The sequence below is a fragment of the Paenibacillus sp. 01T442 genome (assembly GCF_056398345.1).
Genome location: NZ_JBFTPF010000002.1, coordinates 181,179 through 200,819 on the forward strand (window position 1 = coordinate 181,179; position 19,641 = coordinate 200,819).

The 19,641-nt window shown below is 48.9% G+C and carries 14 protein-coding genes; 8 read left to right on the forward strand and 6 right to left on the reverse strand.

The annotated features are described in order from the left end of the window. The first annotated feature begins 4 nt into the window (after nt 1-4). The 5 genes from AC1DLM_RS03690 to AC1DLM_RS03710 all read left to right on the forward strand — a co-directional run bounded on the left by AC1DLM_RS03690 (nt 5) and on the right by AC1DLM_RS03710 (nt 4,714). Nucleotides 5-1,444 carry a spore germination protein gene (locus tag AC1DLM_RS03690; protein ID WP_441990948.1) on the forward strand — a complete coding sequence of 480 codons (1,440 nt, stop codon included), beginning with the start codon at nt 5-7 and terminating at the stop codon, nt 1,442-1,444. Continuing rightward, a complete protein-coding gene (locus AC1DLM_RS03695) occupies nt 1,441-2,541 on the forward strand; it encodes a GerAB/ArcD/ProY family transporter (RefSeq protein WP_441990947.1) in 1,101 nt (366 codons plus the stop codon). Before AC1DLM_RS03690 ends, AC1DLM_RS03695 begins: the two co-directional genes overlap by 4 nt. Continuing rightward, entirely contained in the window at nt 2,538-3,638 is a 1,101-nt protein-coding gene (locus tag AC1DLM_RS03700; protein WP_441990946.1) for a Ger(x)C family spore germination protein, read from the forward strand. The genes AC1DLM_RS03695 and AC1DLM_RS03700 overlap by 4 nt, the downstream gene beginning before the upstream one ends. Before the next feature lie 128 nt (nt 3,639-3,766). Beyond that, a complete protein-coding gene (locus AC1DLM_RS03705) occupies nt 3,767-3,931 on the forward strand; it encodes a hypothetical protein (RefSeq protein ID WP_441990945.1) in 165 nt (54 codons plus the stop codon). A 153-nt stretch (nt 3,932-4,084) separates the two neighbouring features. After that, a complete protein-coding gene (locus tag AC1DLM_RS03710; RefSeq protein WP_441990944.1) occupies nt 4,085-4,714 on the forward strand; it encodes a DUF3298 and DUF4163 domain-containing protein in 630 nt (209 codons plus the stop codon). Between the two features lie 6 nt (nt 4,715-4,720). On the opposite strand, the gene AC1DLM_RS03715 is transcribed toward AC1DLM_RS03710, so the two are convergent. Beyond that, complete coding sequence (locus AC1DLM_RS03715) at nt 4,721-5,773, reverse strand: TRM11 family SAM-dependent methyltransferase (protein ID WP_477569155.1); 1,053 nt, start codon at nt 5,771-5,773, stop codon at nt 4,721-4,723. Between the two features lie 30 nt (nt 5,774-5,803). Next, entirely contained in the window at nt 5,804-6,694 is an 891-nt protein-coding gene (locus AC1DLM_RS03720; RefSeq protein WP_477569156.1) for a LysR family transcriptional regulator, read from the reverse strand. A gap of 131 nt (nt 6,695-6,825) precedes the next feature. Between AC1DLM_RS03720 and AC1DLM_RS03725 the strand changes: the two genes are divergently transcribed. After that, nucleotides 6,826-7,896 carry a branched-chain amino acid aminotransferase gene (locus AC1DLM_RS03725; protein WP_477569157.1) on the forward strand — a complete coding sequence of 357 codons (1,071 nt, stop codon included), beginning with the start codon at nt 6,826-6,828 and terminating at the stop codon, nt 7,894-7,896. Between the two features lie 416 nt (nt 7,897-8,312). On the opposite strand, the gene AC1DLM_RS03730 is transcribed toward AC1DLM_RS03725, so the two are convergent. Then, nucleotides 8,313-8,747, reverse strand: coding sequence for a YkvA family protein (locus tag AC1DLM_RS03730; RefSeq protein WP_441990940.1), 435 nt, complete (start codon nt 8,745-8,747; stop codon nt 8,313-8,315). A 268-nt stretch (nt 8,748-9,015) separates the two neighbouring features. Between AC1DLM_RS03730 and AC1DLM_RS03735 the strand changes: the two genes are divergently transcribed. After that, on the forward strand, nt 9,016-9,207 hold the full coding sequence (locus tag AC1DLM_RS03735) for a CDGSH iron-sulfur domain-containing protein (protein ID WP_171629932.1): 192 nt from the start codon (nt 9,016-9,018) through the stop codon (nt 9,205-9,207). 250 nt (nt 9,208-9,457) lie between these two features. Further along, nucleotides 9,458-10,678, forward strand: a complete 1,221-nt coding sequence (locus tag AC1DLM_RS03740; protein ID WP_477569158.1) for an MDR family MFS transporter — start codon at nt 9,458-9,460, stop codon at nt 10,676-10,678. Nucleotides 10,679-10,828: 150 nt separating this feature from the next. Here the strand turns inward: AC1DLM_RS03740 and AC1DLM_RS03745 are convergent, their stop codons facing one another. The 3 genes from AC1DLM_RS03745 to AC1DLM_RS03755 all read right to left on the reverse strand — a co-directional run bounded on the left by AC1DLM_RS03745 (nt 10,829) and on the right by AC1DLM_RS03755 (nt 19,602). Further along, on the reverse strand, nt 10,829-12,616 hold the full coding sequence (locus AC1DLM_RS03745; RefSeq protein WP_441990938.1) for a glycoside hydrolase family 20 zincin-like fold domain-containing protein: 1,788 nt from the start codon (nt 12,614-12,616) through the stop codon (nt 10,829-10,831). A 101-nt stretch (nt 12,617-12,717) separates the two neighbouring features. Beyond that, the gene (locus AC1DLM_RS03750; RefSeq protein WP_477569159.1) at nt 12,718-17,988 is read right to left on the reverse strand and encodes a cadherin-like beta sandwich domain-containing protein; all 5,271 of its coding nucleotides are present in this window, start codon (nt 17,986-17,988) and stop codon (nt 12,718-12,720) included. Nucleotides 17,989-18,030: 42 nt separating this feature from the next. Continuing rightward, entirely contained in the window at nt 18,031-19,602 is a 1,572-nt protein-coding gene (locus AC1DLM_RS03755; protein ID WP_477569160.1) for an extracellular solute-binding protein, read from the reverse strand. Nucleotides 19,603-19,641 lie beyond the last annotated feature (39 nt).

Sequence of the window (19,641 nt, forward strand, 5' to 3'; positions counted from 1 at the left end):
ACGCGTGAGACAACATCCATCGATTGAAGCGGCAGAGCCCTATTTCAACCAACTGTTCTCCGAGCAAAGCGACTTTCAATCGAAACAATTACTCATTGGAGGAACAGTCTTTAAGCTGTTCTATTTCGACACGTTGGTCGATTCAACTCTCGTTCAAGATTTTATTCTGAAGCCGCTGTTTCTCCGCCCTCCGGATTCTGTCCGTGATGCCGTGACGATTCTCGACTATGCTGAAACGGAGCATTTGGAGGAAGCGGTTCAAGCCATTTTGTACGGTAAGGTCGTACTGTACCAAGAGGGAGACAGCAAACTTTACCTGCTTGGGGTGGATTTAAAGAAGGAGCGCTCCATTAATATCCCGACCAATGAACGGGTTTTACGCGGTGCGAATGAAGCGTTCATTGAGAATATAGATACCAATATCAACCTGATGCGCAAGCTAATCAACTCTACGGAATTCGTCGTCAAAACCTATACGATTGGGCGGCTCTCACGAACGAAGGTAGCTGTCATGTACATCAAGTCAATTGCGCAAACAGCGATCGTAGAGGAAATAGACCGACGGCTTACAAGCATTGACATTGACTATGTCGAGGCGCCAGGATTCATCGATGAGCTAGTCCGGGAGAAGAAATTCAGTCTATTTCCACAACTGCTCATTACAGAACGTCCAGACCGCGCACGCGCTTATTTAATGGAAGGGAAAGTCGTTATTGGAACAGCAGGGTCACCAGACACAATCATCCTACCGGTAACGTTTTGGTCTTTCTTTCAAAGTCCTGATGATTACCAAATCAGTTGGCTGATCGGCACTTTTCATCGCCTTTTGCGCATTATCTGCTTCTGTCTTACGATTAGCTTGCCTGCCGTTTATGTGGCAGTCAGTGCCTTTAATCCACAGCTGCTACCCATCAATTTCGTTAACACGTTGCAAAGTTCACTGAAATTCGTCACGTTCCCGCCGGTTCTCGAGACGCTCTCGATGATGTTCATGCTTGAAATTTTAAGAGAAGCGACCATTCGGCTAGCGAGTCCCGTGGGTCAAACGATCGGCGTAGTAGGTGGTATTGTAATCGGAACGGTGGTTGTGCAGGCCAATTTGGTTTCCAATACCATTGTTATCGTAACGGCTTTAACGGGACTCGCCTCCTTTGTTCTGCCTTCTTACGAGATGAGCAGTGCGGTTCGCCTGTTAAGCTATCCTGCGCTCCTGCTTTCCTCCATGTTCGGCTTATTTGGCCTCGCCTTCTTCTTCATGATGATTTGTATCCATCTGTGCCAAATGACAACACTAGGACTCCCTTACTATACGCCCCCCTTCTCCTTTCGTGATACGAAGGATACGCTGTTTCGGGCACCGATTTGGAGCTTGCGTAAGCGCCCTCTAGGCACGGTTGCAAGCAATCGAATAAAGATACGAAATCCAAGGAGTTGGAAGCGTTGAGAAAGGAAGAGACCATCTCGGGAAGACAACTGATCTCGCTAGTTGTTATGGTTCAACTCGGAACCGAAGTCTTATCCCTACCTCATGTTGAAGCTGACGTTGCAGGCAAAGATACATGGCTGGCTGTCTTGCTGGCTGGACTAGCCGCACAAGTAGGCATCATATTGCTTTGGTGGCTTGGCAGCCGATACCCTACGCGTAACTTTTATGCCTATCTCCCACTGATTGTAGGTAAACCGATTGGAGCAAGCATCAATTTGATTTTCGGATGCTATTACACCTTTTCCGGCCTCTTGTTGACCTTACTTTATAGTGACATTTTAAAAAGGTGGCTGTTTCAACTCACGCCTAGGTGGGTTCTCATTCTTATGCTTCTCCTTGTGTGCGGTTATGCGGCTACGTCAACGCTGAGGCAGCTTGCTAATATCTCGCAAACCTTTATGGTGTTTGCTTACATCAGCTTTTTGCTAATCGTATTTAGCGGATTCTACGGTCTAGATGTGAGAAACTTGCTGCCGGTTTTGCAAGATGGCTGGTATCCGATTATGAAGGGCGTTTACACCGCATTTAGCGCTTATGTCGGTTATGACCTGCTCCTTTATGCCTACCCATACGTACAGACCCCAAGCAAAAAAAAGCTGCTTCTTTGGATGTCACTGGCGAACGCCTTCACTGGCGTGTTCTATATTGCCGTTTGCCTGATCTGCTCTATGAAGTTCAACTTAACTCAGCTTACGCTTATTCCAGAACCCATCATTTTTATATTAAAGAACTATCAAATCCAGATCTTGCAGAGCATTGACATCTTGTTCCTCATCTTTTATGTATGCATCGTATCGGCAACGGTCTATGTGTATTTCTTCATGGCTGCTAAAGCATTCGTACATTTACGCAGTCAAGGTTTGGGGAAGCAGCATGTATGGGTATGGACGATGGTTGGCGTTTGTCTGATTGGAGGTTTCTTTATGAGGAAGCGTAACGACATTCTGCAGTTTTCCTCGATTCAGGACATCGTGTCCATCACCTTGGTCGTCGGTCTGCCAGTCATTCTCCTCATCATTTCCGGGCTGCGTGGCGCGGGGAGGAACGAGATATGAAGAGAGTGATTGCTTCATTTTTCATCTGCCTGCTGCTGACAGGATGCTGGGATGAATTACAGCTAAAGAAGCTGCTTTTTGTCGATGTGGTCGGCGTAGATTACGAGGGTGACAGTAAGCAACTTAAGGTCAGCTATGTGATTTCCTCGCTTCAGAATGCCAATCAGGGGGGAGGCAACCCGAACAATATATTCTTGGAGTCAACAGGCGATAACATCTATGACGCCGTGAGTAAAACAAATAAAGAATTTCCTGGCGTCCTCTCTGTACTGGAAACTAGGCTATTTCTCATAAGCACCCGATTCGCCAAAGATCAGCCGCTAAACTATCTGAATATTACGAGCCAATTTATAGCCAATCCGTTATACGGCTATCTTGCGATATATGACGGCGATCTTTCGAAGCTGCTGAATAAGAAGAGGATTAAAGACCAGACCTTATCGGAATTTCTCGTAGGCTTATTAGAAGAGGATGAGGAGAAGGGCAAAATCCCTTCACACAAATTAGTCCATTTTATACTTGATGGAGCAAGGTTCAATAATGACTTCGCACTTAATCGGTTCGAGCCTTATGAGAACGGGGTTCGTCTAGCTGGCACCGCGTTGTTTCGAGAAGGGAAGTATACCGGCGTCAATCTGAATGATGAGGATACCCAGCTTGCCATTCTGCTGGATGGCACATCGGGCAAAAACCAGCTGATCGCAGGTAAATTGGAAGGAGAGAATTACTCAGCTCTGGTGCAAAGCGCCCATCGAGATTTCCATATTAACGAAAAGGACAATCGTCTTCATGACATTGAAATCTCCTTAAACCTGGATCTTAAATTAATCGAAGCAGGACTTGATTCTAAAAAATATACGAAAGACATACTCGCAGAGCTCGAAAAGCAAATCGCAGCTGATATAACGACAAAGGTGTCTAACGTGATTGCAACCTTGCAGAAATCGAATTGCGATTACCTACAGCTTGGACATGAGGTTTCAGCCTATCATCCAAAGTTGTTTATAGGCATGGCGTGGTGGCGTGAGCAGTATCCAAAGATCACGATTTCACCAAAAGTGAAGGTCAAGATTCTTAACACGGGTATTTTGGACTAACGTCAGTAAAAAACTTGCGTTATATTTGCATATTTTCCCTCCATCCGAAGAATACTTAGTTGGTTGAATCTTAGCTTATGCTTACGACGCCAGTTTTCTGGTAAGAACGTAAAGGAGGTGATCATACCATGTCAACGACGAACAGTAATGACGACGTAGTCAGTCACGCGATTAATGCTGCTCAGGCGAATGCTGAAGACAGCCAATCCCAGCAACAGGTRGAAGAATTGTCTGCTTCGCTGCAAAGTGCAACATCCGATGCTAGTGATGAGGAAAACGCCTCACAGGAATAATTCGCTTCAGTTACACAAAAGAGCTTTCCCTCACGTCAATCGCGATGTAGGGAAAGCTCTTTATCTTTGGCAAGGACACGAATTCCTCCCGTGCATTGAACCAAACGCCCAGTTTTTGAATATGGTGTAKCAAAAACGTAGGGATGATGAAACATGAGAGACATGGACCAGGACTTGGACTTGGAACACCAACCGGTAAGTATACAAACCTTTAAAGTGCTAAAGAGCAAATTAGATCTGATGTACCCTGCTGTTATTCACATGAATAACCCTTTGGTCCAGCATCAAATCAATACAGCGATTGTGGGTGCCGTCAACAAACAGCTGCATGATCAGGGATATCTGCAAAATCCCTCGACCGATGTTACGGCTTATTATGAAATCAAAACGAATGAGCGCCGCGTTCTAAGTCTATCTCTGATGAACTATGCTTTTTCGGGCGGAGCCCATGGACTCACGATCCAGAATTCGTTAACTTTCAGCACGGAAACTGGTAAAAGCTACACGTTGAAGGAATTGTTCAAACCTGGCAGTGATTACGTTGCTAAGCTGAGTGCCATCATTGCAGCTGAAATCAAGCTGCGCGATATTCCTTTGTTGGTTGATTTTACAAGCATCCGCCCTGATCAGGATTTCTATATCGCTGATAAATCGCTAGTTGTATATTTTCAAGTCTATGAGCTAGCCGCTTATGTCTATGGATTCCTCTACTTCCCGATTTCCGTCTATGCGCTGCAGGATATGATTGCAGAAGATGGCCCTCTCGGAAAAATGATGTACTAAAACAGGCTAGATGCAGACGATAATTTGCCGGCTGAAATTGCCTTTGTTCACCGTGCAGCGTGAGTCAATATGAAAACCAGCTTTGATCAAAAGCGGGTCGATCTGCTCGGTTGTAATTATTACCGCGCGCCGCGCTAACCGGCGGGCGGTTTGCAACATGTCCAGCTTCTCTGCCTCAGGCAGGACGGAGCACAGATTGTACGGCATGTCCAGAATCAGCGCATCGTAGATGGGCTCTGGACTGCCTTGCAGGGCTGCAGGATGCGGAACGAGCTTCCGCATGTCAGCCACCTGGACCACATCCGGCATGCCGAAGTGGCCTAGATTCACCCGCGCGCCGCGCACGGCCAGCGGGTTGATGTCGTAGCCCACGATGTCGATCCCCATCGACATCGCTTCCACCAGCACCGTGCCGATGCCGCAGCACGGGTCAATGACCCGCGTGCCCGCCACCTCGGGCACGGCGATGTTCACCACCGCCCGCGCAAGGCGCGTCCCCAGGGCGGTTGAGTAATTCTGTGGCTTCTGCTGATGCTGAAGCCACACGGATTCGCCGTAGCTGCCCTCGCCGAACAACCACCGGCCTCCCAGCTCCGTCACGGCGAAATATTGCTCCGGCCTGCGCATCTCGGCCTTGCCGCGTAGCCCCAGCCCCAGTTCGCGCTCAACGTTGCGCTGGCGGTCATAGCTGACCGCCGTGTCCGTCTCCGCGAACACGACCTTGAACGTTACGCCGCGCACGGTCAACGTCTCTAACTGCGAGGCCAGCTCCGGCAGGCTGTCGGCCTCAAAGGCAACATCCATCCGCAGCTTCAGAAACGGGCTGCGGCTCGGCTCCACCCTGCGCGCGCTGACGGCGTAGCGCGCATCAATAACAGCGTCTGCGCCCAGCAAGGTGCGCAGCTCCAGCTGGCACAACGCCTGTTCATCTTCATGACAGGCAAATACATACACATATTTCCCATTTTGCTCTAAGCTCTTATATTTCTTTTGCTCTAGACTCTTATATTTCTTTTGCTCTAGACTCTTTTGCTCTGGACTCTTATGTTTCATACGCATCTGCTCTATACCCTCATTCTTTCCTGCACACTAAGCAAATTCCTGAATGACCTGCTTCACGAACGTATCCATCGTTTTACACAAAAACATATCCTTCCGATACACAATCCCCACTTCCTTCTGCGGAATGGGATCAATAATCGGGATTGCACACAGTTTCTGCTCACRCATCCGATTGCCCATGCCCTCCACATAAGACTGTGGTAGAATCGCCCCGCACACATGATTTTTTGCCATTTGCAGCAAGGATTCCAGCGTAGACAGTTCCACAATCGGCTTCCAAGCAAGTCCGATCTGCGCACAGCAATCATCCATCATTTGCCGAACATAGAACTTCTGTTGCAGCATTGCAATGGGAATCTCAGTCAACTCCGCCAACCTGATCTCCTTCACCTGCTCTTGGGCAAATGCATGCTTCGACGACACCACAAGCTGAAGCTTCTCTTGGTACAACGGCATACACCGCAGCTGCTCGTCCTCCTCAGGCAAAAAAACAACACCCACATCCAGCTCATTGCTCAGCAGCTTTTCTTTCGTCTCCTCCGTTGCCAGCTCCATCACCGATAGCTCAATTTTGGGATATTTGGCATGAAACGTCATAATTGTCGCCGTCAGCAAATGATTCCCAGAACAGCCGATTCGCAATCGTCCGCGCTGCATGCCTTGGAGCTCATTCATCGCCGTCTGTGCTTGCTCTAGCTCATGAAAAATATTTCGGCTATGCTTGCGCAAAATCTCGCCCGCTTCGGTCACATAAATCTTTTTGCCGATGCGCTGAAAAAGTGGAGAGCCTACCCGATCCTCCAGCAATCGGATCTGTTGACTAAGTGTAGGCTGGCTAATGCCCAGCTTCTCTGCGGCTTTGGTGAAGTGAAGCTCCTCACACACCGCCAAAAAATACACCAATAACCGATAATCCACTTGAAGCCCCCCGTTCATAGCTATTAACTATGATAGTAATTGATAAATCGCAATTGATCAATGATTGCAATTTTTCTATAGTTAAGGGTAAAAGATTGTGAGAACCCTCAATGGGAAAGGTGGCACAACAGATGTACGGTAGCATTCGCATCGAACAAAATCTAAAGGGCAAGCCCCTGCCTAATTTAGACGAAAATCTGGGGTTTGGAAAACTTTTTACAAATCATATGTTTATGATGGATTACCAAGAAGGCCAAGGCTGGCATGATCCGCGCATCATTCTCTACGGTCCGATCTCACATGATCCCGCGGCAATGGTATTCCACTATGGGCAAGCGGTTTTCGAAGGTATGAAGGCGTTTCGCACCGAGAACGATGACGTTGTTTTATTTCGGCCAGATCAAAATGCTAAGCGTTTGAACCGCTCTAGTGAACGTCTGAGCATCCCGCAAATCGATGAAGAATTCGTTGTCCGCGCCATTCAGGAGCTAGTTCGTATTGACGCTGCTTGGGTGCCGAAGAAGAACGGCTCTTCCTTATACATTCGCCCTTTCGTTATTGCAACGGAAGCGATTCTAGGCGTACGCCCATCTATGCAGTATTCCTTTATCATCATTATGTCGCCTGTTGATGCTTACTATGATGAGGGGCTGCAACCAATTAACATTCTGGTGGAAAGCTATTATGCTCGATCCGTGCAAGGCGGGACAGGCAATGCCAAAGTAGCCGGCAATTATGCAGCAAGCTTGAAGGCACAAATGCTGGCGAAAGAGCATAACTGCGCCCAAGTGCTATGGCTCGATGCGATCGAGAAGAAGTATTTAGAAGAAGTCGGCAGTATGAATGTCTTTTTCAAAATTAACGGAGAAGTCGTCACGCCTAGTCTTAGCGGCAGCATTCTGGAAGGCATCACGCGTGGAAGCATCATCCACTTGCTGAAGTCATGGGGTATCTCTGTATCTGAGCGGAAAATATCAATCGATGACATCGTCAGCGCTCATGCAGATGGGACGCTGGAAGAGGCGTTCGGCACCGGCACTGCTGCGGTTGTATCGCCAATTGGCAGCCTGCTATGGAACGGAACGCCGATGGTCGTAAACCATGGAGAGATCGGCGAGCTTGTGGAACGACTGTATACAACGATCACAGGTATTCAAAGTGGTAAGCTGCCGGATACGTTCGGTTGGTTGTTAAAGGTTTAAGATCTGTATTGTCGCGCAATAACTGCGCAGCAAATAACCGACGAATTCACTATTCGTCGGTTATTTGGCCATTTTGATGCTACTTCAGTAGATACATGTCAAAAGACTACCACAACTCCCTCATCTACCTCAAACACCTCAACTGCTTCACTTACGGTTACCCCATCAGACGAATAGCTGGAAAAAGTACAGTTAAATCCGCGCTATTCCACGACTTTTGTGAGATAGCTGGAAATTATGTAGTTAATTCTGCTCGTTTTAAGCAAGACCGGCGGATTCGCCGAAAATAACTACGTATTTTCCATTTAATCGAGATTTTCACCCGATAAAAGTGAATTTAGCTGTATATTTTCCAGTTAGACACAGAGCGATCAACCACTAAAACCTGGCTACATCTACATCCACTTCCATACCAACTACTTCTCCACATGCACATCATCAACCTTCGTTTTCCCCTGTTCCTCCACCACGTGACCATCAATATCGATAATATCTTTGCTGCTCACGACATCATCACCGAGGAAATCCCTCAGCTTGCTCTTCGCTTTCCGCCTGACATCGTCATCGATACTCTTCGACACAGCCGCCAAGGCGAAGCCTAGCGCACTCAGATCATCCACATAACCCACAATCGGCAGCAAATCTGGCATGAGATCGAGCGGCAAGATGAGATACCCCAACGCACCATAGATTTGAACCTTCGCGCGAAGCGGCGTTTTCGGACTATCCAATGCGTAAAAAAGCAACAATCCACTATAAATCACTTTACTGCCGGCCTTCTTAGCACCTTTTTTCAACTTGGACCAGAAGCCATCAATAGAGAAGTATTTTTCATATTTGGAAGGATTCATTTCACGATCACTCCATTCATCGGCATTTACCTTGTATATACCACCATTCTACACCTATCTAACGCAGGAAGTCTCGGTTTGTGCTCATCTGATATTGTTATGCCTCTAATTGATTATAGTTAATCGCATCTGGCAACAATGGTGAGAAACCTCTACCCTAGTCCCAGCAAGACTGTGACCGTATTAGATGAGGTATTATCGCCAAATAGAAAGATGATTGCGGGAACCAAAAACTCATACTTTCTATTTAGGTACAAATTGGAGGCGTATGGTTGTGGCAGAAATTAAAGTTCTTGATAATGGTCCTTTGCTTGTAAGTGGTGTTACGTTAATGGATGGCGAAGGAGATCCGATGGAAACGAAAGAACAGATTTACCTGTGTCGCTGCGGACTCTCTTCGAACAAACCTTATTGCAACGGTGCTCACAAGGGACATTTTGAAAGTCAGGTTCGCGATTAACATTCATAGTACGTGTACAACCGTTCTATCTTCTCACTGACAAAGGGCTGTTCTCAAGTTGATACTTGAAGAACAGCCCTTTTGTTTACCATTAACTGGAATCACCTGTCACGATTTTATCCTCAACACAGATGCAAACAACCTCAACTAATTTTTACCCAAGTCCATCCAAAGAAAGCCCTATACAACGTATAGCATATCCTGTATGGTGTTGAAATCCACATCTTACAGCATGAAACGAGGCGATCTTATGATTTCAGCCCTACGTAAACTTACTTCCATTCGGCTGCCGTTCTGGGTCATGTTTATGAATACGTTCAGTATGGCCGTTGGATTTTATATGATGATCCCCCTGCTTGCTTCTTATTTATTAAACGACATCCTGCTGACCGTCTCCATGGTTGGTATCATTTCCGCTATCCGCAGCTTCAGCCAGCAAGGTCTTTCCGTCCTTTGCGGCACATTGGCCGACAAGMTTGGCTATAAGCGCACGATTCTGATTGGTTTGCTCATCCGTACCTTTGGGTTTGGTATGTTCGGCTTTGTCGACAGCATCCCAGGATTTATCATCGCTTGCTTCTTCTCTGGCTTAGGAGGATCACTGTTCAACCCAGCTAGTTATGCGTATTATGCAGCACTATCGACTTCGAGCAATCGGATCACGATTTATGCCATTCGAGAAATGTTAAGCAATATGGGATTCGTCGTGGGTCCCGTCCTGGGTGCCTTACTCATGGGCTTTCATTTCAAATATGTTAGTTTGGCCGCTACCCTTATTTTCGCATTCTCTTTTTTCTTTAGTCTTTTCTTTTTGCCAGCTATCCAAAGTGAACAATCTCGCAAGGCCTACACGGGCATCTGGTCTCAGATGCAAACCGTGTGGCGTAATCGCCCTTTCCGACGCTTCATGCTCTTCACGATGATCTCGTGGTCCTTGGTCACTCAGTTATACATTGCCGTTCCGTTTCGTGTCCATCAACTTGCATCGGGTGCGAATATCGGGCTCATTTACAGCTGTGGCGCCATTGTCATGGTCTTGCTGCAAGTTCCACTTTCCAAATTAGGCAACCGTAAATTACAGCCTTTTGGCGTGATGTCATTAGGCACGGTACTGCTCGCTGGGGGCTTATTTACAATGGGGATGATCGGGTCCATGTGGGGGATTTATGCGGGGGTTATCACCTTCATGATTGGACAGGTTTTTCTACAGCCGATGATGAATACCATGGTTTCCGATTATGCCGGGGATGAGCAGATAGCTAGCTATTTCGGTTTTAACAGCTTTGCGCTTTCCATCGGAGCTATTATCGGAAACGTAGGTGGGGGCTATCTGTATGATCTAGGAAATATACTCGGCTGGCAAGGCCTTCCATGGGTATGTTTCTTGGTATTTGGGCTTATGAATATTCGGTTTATGCTCAAAGAGCAAAGAACGACGGGCTCAGGTACCTCGATTCGCAGAACCTTCTGAGGAACCCATTGCCAAGTTCGCGGACGATCCGTTTACCCTTGAAAAATATAGGGTGGCACATCCCACGGTTGGTTCAACCAGGCATGTGCCACCCTTTACTGCTCTGTTTCTGTTTTCGTGCTTCAGCCTTCCTTTGCTGCCCTCTTCGAATCAGGCAAGGCTCAATCCCATTTTACTGTATACGTTTTTTTCCAGATAATCATGCAAGTAAAAACGAGACATCACGAAATGATCAGCCATTTCTTCCGGTTGGAAATGCCTCAAAATTGCGCTCATTTGCGGACGCACTTTGGTGCGGCCAGCCGTATTCCTCTGGTAATAACTGAGCAAGGACTGCCATTCGGCCTCATCACCCGGGAACAGCTCCCACCGGTACAAATATTTATGAATCGTTCTCATCCTGTCTGACGAATGCTCGAACGCGTTCATAATGCCGATCAGCTCGGCTACATCTTTGTGTTTCACCACTTCATCAAGCAGGGAGCCAATGATTAAATAATAGTCTTCATTTAAGTAATTCCCCAGCTTGTTCTTAGCCGTCTCCTGATCCACGCCGTGGAACAGCCTAAGAAATCTATCAACGAAACGTCCCGTATCCGCCTCCCGGTTCCAGTGGACATCCGCAAAAAGGGCCATGAGATACCAAGTCGTTTCAAAAATGCCGTACGGCAGACCGAAACTAAACGACGTTGACCAGTTCGTCGCAACGACGCAGTCGATGCCGAGTTTGCCTGAGGTTTGGGACCACTGCAGCACATTGTCAATCCGACTGGCCACGACGGGATAATTCTGATGCTCTTGGTCGTCAAAGCATCTAACCGCAGGGGCGCCCATGACCTCGAAGCCGGCATTGCGGAATGTGGCCGTCAGTCTGGACACGTCGGAATCGATGTTGCGGCCGTTATAGATCCAGATCATGACCGCTGCCCGTTTGTCCAACAGCTTCAAGTCCTCTTCGCTGCATTTTTTCAGCATATCATGCCAAATAATCGGGGTTTTCCCTTTGCCGGCCGCATACGCAATCAACCGGTTGACGAACGCGATGAACGTCTTTTCTCTTGCGCCCTGATAGGTGTCGCGACACGTCTCACACTCGCAAAGACTGTACACCTCATCACAGCCAAGGTGAATGTATCTAGAATCTGGATGCATCGCGATCATCTCATCCAACAAGCCAGTGGCGAGCTCGTATGACTCGGGCCGAGAAGGACAAAGCTCCCCAGTAGACGACTCTATTTCCCTTAACCATTTGTACGCATCATAACGAAGCACGTAGTCCAAGTGTCCGAATGATTGCTGGAGCGGAATGATTTCGATAAAGTTGTTTTTCGCCGTTTCCTTGAGCATCTCGAACTGCTCTCGGCTAAACGCGAAATTGGGGTGGCACACTTGCTGATACCGCTCGTACGGAAGCTTATCCTCATACTCGATCAGCAGCCCGTTGACTTTGAATTTGGCGAACTCCGCTATATAAGCCAGCAGCTTCTCCGGTTTAGAGAACGTTTGCCGCAAATCAAAATTCATACAACGCAAACCAACATCGGGCCAATCGGTGATTACCGCAGCTGGAATGCTGTCGTGGTTATCCATGATTTGCCGTAAGGTCTGAATGCCGTAGAACAATCCGGCAGCTTTCGCTGCCGCGATTGTAACGGACGCGTTCTCCATCCTCAAGACGTAGCCTTCTCTTTGATCTTCCAGGCGCAACTCGCGCAAAAGCTCCGTTCCATTCAAGCCTTGGATACTGAACGTATAGCCTTTCACACCCTCCAGCTGCTCGCAGACGACGGATTGCCCTGGGAACAGACGACTCGCCAAATCGACGAGTCTTGGATCCTTCTCCTCAATTCGGAGAAGGATATCGGAGCTTACATCGGGCAGAAAACATGCTCCCTCGAGATAACGGATTTGTTTCACTTGCGGTATCGTTTGAATCATAGGGGTCTCCTTCAACGTTATATGATGACTAAATAGGCTGCGTTTGTGCTTTCTTTTGCTGTTGATTTTCGCCAGACGGTCCTTAGAGGTATTGTCCCATACTATTTGGACGCAGCTTCAATATATCCGTAAGCCCAGTGATCTGCAGGAACGTCTTTCCAAGTGATATGATCCGTGTTGTTCGCTGGCAAACGTCCAGTCATCCGATTGATGATGACAACCGCCTCGGCACGGGTCACCTTGCCGTCTGGTTTGAACGTGCCTTCCGGATATCCCGTCAGCCAGCCGCTCTCACTTCCTGCGGCGATCCAACCCGACGCCCAATGTCCAGCTATATCGGTAAATGGTTGCGCTGCGGAGGACGCCTTGAATCCATTCCATCTGGCGGCGATCGCAGCCAGCTCCGCACGCGTAACCATCTCGCCTGGTGCAAAGCTTCCCTCTGTGCGTCCTTCAACGATGTGCGCTGCCGACAATCTGTTGACCGCTGCTGCCGCCCAGAACGTATCTGGCACATCGGCGAATGTCATCTGGCTGCTGCCACCCGCTAGCTGCTCGTCATCCAGCAAGCCATTCAGCATAGAAGCAAGCTCGGCGCGGCTTAGATGCTGCTCAGGGCGGAAGGTGCCGTCCTCATAACCGAATACGTAGCGCGGAAGCGGTTTGGATTGCGACTTCGGCAGCTTTACTACTGTAAACGTACTGAATTTCTCCACTTCGATAGCAATCCCGATCGGATGGCCGTTCACATCCGTATCAATGGTGCCTTCCTGCAGCACTTTCTCGCCGTCGCTATGCTCGATATACACGGCGAGCGTATGTCCGTTCAAATCCAGATCGGCATCCGTGAGCGGGAAATACAGTTTCGTTTTGTGTCCTGTATAGTTGGTTTCGATGTCCATCGGCTGCCCGATGACCTTTGCGCCAGCATTGATGACGTGCACGGCGGCTTCCTTGTTTCCACCTTCACCTGCAAGCGACTTCATGCGGAAGATGGCATCTTGCGAAGCTTCCTTCAATCCGCGAAGAGCATCTACCGACAGTTCAATGCGCGCATGGGCTGAAGTGATTTCGAGCTTTAGCTGTTCTTTCATCAACTCCTCCATAAATGCAGGATTCACCGAGATTGCATATTCATCAGGCTGGTCCGAAGCATCCGAATCCAGACTAATCCGCACGGTTTTTTCTGTATTTGCCGGAGCTGCGGCCAACACTTGCTTGGCAATCGACTGATTGAGGATAATCGCGTCCACTTTTGCCCCGTTTGACCCAACCGTGCGTACGATTTCAATATGAACCGCTTTTTCGCCMGATGTGGCCTGTCCAGTGCGCGTGCCTGGAGCCGATCCTGATGAACCGTGCTGCTCTTCATCTTGGCGAATGACCCGGATTTCGTATTCCGCATGGTCAATCCCATTTGGAGCCATTACTGCCACCGTAATGGTATTGACGCCAATTTTCAGCGGAATGGCCGCTGATGCTGCTCCGCTTGCCACAATGTCACCGTTAATCGTAACGACCGACAGAGACTCATATGCAGATTGCGTCACCGTGATGGCATTTACGCTGTTTGCTACCGTTGCCTCATAGCGCATTACATTCTTTTGGAAGACAGGTGTTAACATACCACTGCTAATCGCGAGTGAATTCAAACTTGCATTAGTAGAAGGCAAGCGTGTAACGGTTATACCGAATGTCTGGGTATCGCCGTTTTGCCCTGTAACGACAAGGCTCACCTCATTGGCGCCGACATGCAACGGAATGGCTTGCGACGCTGTACCATTCATTGTTGCAGTTCCATTCACCGTAACCGTAGCAAGCGGATCTTCCAGCACTGGTGTAACCGTGATCTCATAAACTTCGTTAGTTACCGTCGACGAGTAGTACTGCTCGGCGGCATGGAACGCCGGAGTCAAGGTACCTGCGCTCAAGAACAACGCATGCAGGTCCGTCATGCCAGGAAGCTGGCGGGTCACATGGACAGTGTACGCATGGATCATGCCGTTTTGCGACGTAACTTGAATGGTAATCGTATTGACGCCTACGATTAGCGGGATCGCGGACGAACTTTGACCGCTGGCGACAAGCGTTTCGTTCACCATAACTTGCGCATGAGGCTCATCCGCCACCGGCGTAACAGTCACCGCATCGACCGCATTCGTGACAACCGTGTCATACATGCCGTCAAGTCCCTGCGATACAAGGGTATCGTTGAGCATGAGTGAACGCAGGTTGGTGTTGCTGGACGAGTTCACTACAATGTATGGCTGATTTTCGGCATTTTCCCGACTGTTGATTTTCACAAGATTCGGGCTGAGCGGCAGGAAGCGGAACGACGCCTTTTTATCCAACGCCATCTGCGCTTCTACGAAGTTCTTTACATCCACACTGTACCAGCCTGTGTGATTGATATTACTCGTAATCAGTTTCGTAGCGCCAGTGCCGGTCAAGCGATTGTTCCAGTTCATCGTGTTCTCGACCCAGTTATCGCCATCATACACGTAGATTTCCACATTATTCGTGCCGCTGGACGCTTCGCTAACGTAAAAGTTCAGCTTGGCGGTTTGGATGGGCTCCGAGTATGCGCTGAAATCGAATTTCATAAACGAGATCCGGTCCCCGCCGCCGGCCAAAGACGGCACATCGACCACTTCCAGTGTCGTTTCACTACCATAATTGGTTGTCGGGAAATTCTGATGCACATACGTATCCGCCGTCACCGTAAATACATTATTGACATACACGGAACGCGTTACTTTGACGGCATAACTATCCGTTACACCTGTGTTGCCAGTCACGACAATCGTAATCGTCGTTCCCCCTTCGTTCAATGTGATGCTTTGCGACGCGCTGCCGCTGGCGACTTTTTGCCCATTCACCGTAATCGCACTTCCGTTCACTAATGCAGTCGGCGTGACTTGGAGCGAGCTTACACCGTTTGGCACCGATACCGTATAGGAAGCTTGATTTGTCGAAAATGCCGGAGACAAGCTACCGGTGCTCAGTGTCAATCCACTTAAGCCGACCTGCGGATACATCCCCGTCATATGCGGCTGATCGTAGGCCTGAGCCCAATAATGGCCAGGCGCCGTAACACGGCGGGGCTCAAATCCGGACTGCTGCCCGTTTGGAATGCTTTCCGAAGTAAAGGAGATCATTCCGTTACCGTCGGCAGTACCCGTTACATATTTACCACCTGCAAAATGGAAACGTCCTTCGACTGCGGCGCCGCCTATCGCTTGAGACGTCGCTTTATCGACGACCTTCATGCTGGCTGCTGAATTCCCCGCGCCGCCCGTTACATGCAAGCCAGTCACGATCATCGGCTTCAGCGTCGTGCTGCCCGTTTTGGCAGATGCTTCCGCTGACGCCGGCCCGATATTGCCCTGCATATCCATGGCAGCGACTTTGTAATAATAGGTCGTATTTGGCAGCAGGCCGATATCATTGTACGATAAGCTTCTGGCGAGTCCTGCCACATACTCAGAGCCCGGCGTAAAGCCGCTCTGTGTGCTGCGGTAAACAATATACCGGTCAATTTCGGAGTTATCCATCGCCATGCCGAAGCTGATACGGATCTGCTGGTAATCGAGCGCCGTCGCAGATGGTGTACCGCTTACAGCGCCAGGCGGTTCCGTATCGGCCGGTGGCTCCCAGAACACGCCGCCAGCTCCCCAATAGGATGGCAGCTTGCGGATGTCGTCGTAGTGATGCATGGCAATGCCACCGAACGATGCGTCGTCATTGAAAGCCGTATACACTTTATCAAGCTCAGCTTCCAGAACTGCACGGCCTTCTTCCTGAAACGTGATCGTCTCAGGATCCCCGCTGTTCGCGATATCTTTCGTCTCAACGCCAATGACGACAGAGTTCGGCTTATTAATCGAATTCGCATAATCGATTTCGCCTTGCGCACCCGCCGTAATGCCGGCTGTGCCATCGGCCGTATCGCGGTAGTCCATGATGGAGATATAGTCACTGATGTCCTGCACATGCTGAGACAGCCATTTGGTGCTGCCGTTCCACATAATGTCCTTGGAATTGTCACTCGAATCGTACCACTTCGGTATGGCTGGACCGAACGGCAGATTAATACCGGCGGTTTGAATGCGGTTCTTCATTTTCTGAATGCCGTCCAAATATTGAATCTGAAGCGATGGTTTCTTCGCATTAAATTCCGCGGATATGTAAGGCTCGATGTCAACGTTCACGCCGTCGAACCGCTCATTTGCGCCTGCAGCCAAATTATAGTTGATGACACGCTCGATCTCGCGGATCGCTTTATTGTGGTATGCTGCATATGCGCCCAAGTACGGCGGAGATGTTCCGCCCGATATACAAGCCTGAACTTCATAGCCATGTTGATGCGCCCAGGCGACGAATTCGCGCAGTTTGCCCGGATCATCCTCCAGAATGTCCATAGCAGCAAAAGAGCCAACTGCCAAATAAAACGTCGTGATCTTATCGGAGCCGAACGTCGCCGTATCTTGAGCAAGCGCATCGAGCACCTGGCGGGAATTCGGATTGAGCAGCAGCTTATATGTCTCCGGCTCCCATATCCACATCGCACGGTCCTGCCGGGACATGTGAAACGGCTCGTTCGTGCCAGCTCCTACTTTGGCATAGGTCGTCATGCTGAAGCCGACATTGCCTTTGGTGTCCGAAGCCTTCGCTTCGATACTCACCGTTTTGTCGCCGATCCCGTCAGACTTCCAATTGTAAACGTATTCATTTTTATTCAGAACTGTATTCAACCAGGCGCCGTTATTGATTCTGACCTGCACGCTCTGAATTGTTTCCGTACTTGTGGCGGAGATACGAATCGGCACCGTGCCGCTGATATTCCCACCGTCAGCTGGATTGATGACGGTCACTTGAGGAAGACCCGCCTCGGGGTTATTCACATTTACATGAATCGTAGGGCTCCAGACCGCGTACCGTGAGATCATGTCGCTGGCTTTGGCGAGCACCTGCACATCGCCACTGTAGGAACTAGCATCAAAGTCATAATACCAAGTGCCCGTATCGTCCCCATCTGGGTCGATCATCACCGTATTAACCTGCTTTTCCCCGTTAATGTACAGCATGACCTCATATGCGCCCGTATACGTTCCAGAAAAACGAGTGACGCCTTTGACCAGCTGTGCGCCGTCGGTCGGCGTATCGATCGTAACGCCCGGGACTACAACCGCACCGGCATGAGACGGCATTCCAGCCGTCACAGCCAGCAGAAGCAAGCATACAAGCAATCCTATGTGACAAAGTTTTTTCGCGAGCATGACCAATGTGTCCACTTCCTTTAATTTAACATGATCAAAAATTTGAAAAATCGGATGCTGCTTCTCCAGCATGAAGCTCGAGCCAAACAGCATCCGTCCTTTCTCAGCGAGTCCTGTCTTGTTGCTAATTTCGAATTATTTCGATTTCAATTCGACCGACTCTACCCGTTTATTTGCCGTTTTATACGTATCTACCAGCTTCTGCACGCCCAGTCCTTCAATTTCCTTGACGTACTTATCCCACTCGCTCAAGCTGCGGGAGCCCGTAACGAACTTGGCGAAGTTTTCATCTCGGCTCTTTTTCACCGCTTGACCGGTCACGGCCAATCCCTCGTTCTCCGCTTCMGTAAACGCCGGTTTCGGCTGCATCGCTGGCAGATCGTATTTCACAACCTCCTGATACGCCGCACGCAGATCTTTTGAGAACAGGGACAAATGCGCCCCGAAATCGATCCAAGTGTAACCGCCACTCGTCTGAAGGCCTGTTTTCTTACGCATTTCCGTTACATCTGTAAATTCAGGCTTAAATTTCTTCTGGCCGTTCTCCAACGTGAACGTCTCGCCTTCTTTCCCCCAGCTCGTCAACGTTTTGCCTTCCTCGGAGTAGAAGAAATCCATGTATTTCATAATATCTTTCACGTTTTTAGACGTGGATGCCACCGTTAAACCGCCCTCCAGATAATGGAAGTACGKATTCAGTTGCTTGCCACCCGCAATCCCTGCTGGAGGCGCCATGAACTGCATGTTATACTCTGGATTGTCCTTTCTCATGGCGTTGTTGAAGAAGTCAATACGGCTGATATAGTCGATCGTGATAAACGAGTTGCTATTGGAAATCATATCCTGCCATTGTTTCGTTTGCGTCGTCAGGAAATCAGGTGGGATCAACCCTTCCTTATAGAACTTGTTCCAAGCGCCTAACATCGCTTTATACGCGTCTTCTGTCGGTCCGAATCCCCAATCCTTTTTGTCAAAGTTATAGTAAACGTTCTCACCAGTATTGAAATTCGTCGTCAGGTTGGCATACATTTCGTCCGGAATTTGACCGAAACGCATGGAGAGTGGGTAACTGTTCGGATACAGCTCCTTCAGCTTCTTCATAACGGTATACAGCTCATCGTAGTTTTTCGGCGGCGTCAAACCGTGCTTGCGGAAGATGTCTTCTCGGTACAGCCAAATCATCCGGTTTGTTTCCCCGAAGCCTTGGTTCGGGAACATGTACATCTTGCCATCCGTGGAGAGAGTAGCTTTGCCCTCTTCTGGATATTTCTTCAACCATGCCGACAGGTTCGGCATCTGGTTCAAATAATCGAGAATGTTGACGAGTGCGCCTTGCTGACCGAATTTATTCGAGGTCACGCGGGTCGGAATATACAGCAAATCTGGCATATTATTGGAAGCCACGACCAAATTAAGCGAATCGGCCAGTTTACCAGACGGTGTCTGGACGTCAAGCGTCACACCGGTTTTTTCTTCGATCCATTTCCAAATCGGCCAATCTTTACTGTAAGGAAACGTTGGGTTGCTATCCAACAAAGCTTTGAACGTTTTCTTCTCTGTGGCTGGCGCCGACGTTCCCGTAGTACTCCCCGATGCCGTGCTCTTCAGTTCCCCGCTTGCATTCCCCTCCGTCTTGCCGCCTGAACATCCCGCTAGAACCGATAATCCGAGCATCAAAGTTACAAGTATCATTGCGTTTCTTTTCATTTTCTTTCCCCCTCGTCATCGTTTTGGTTACTGACTACA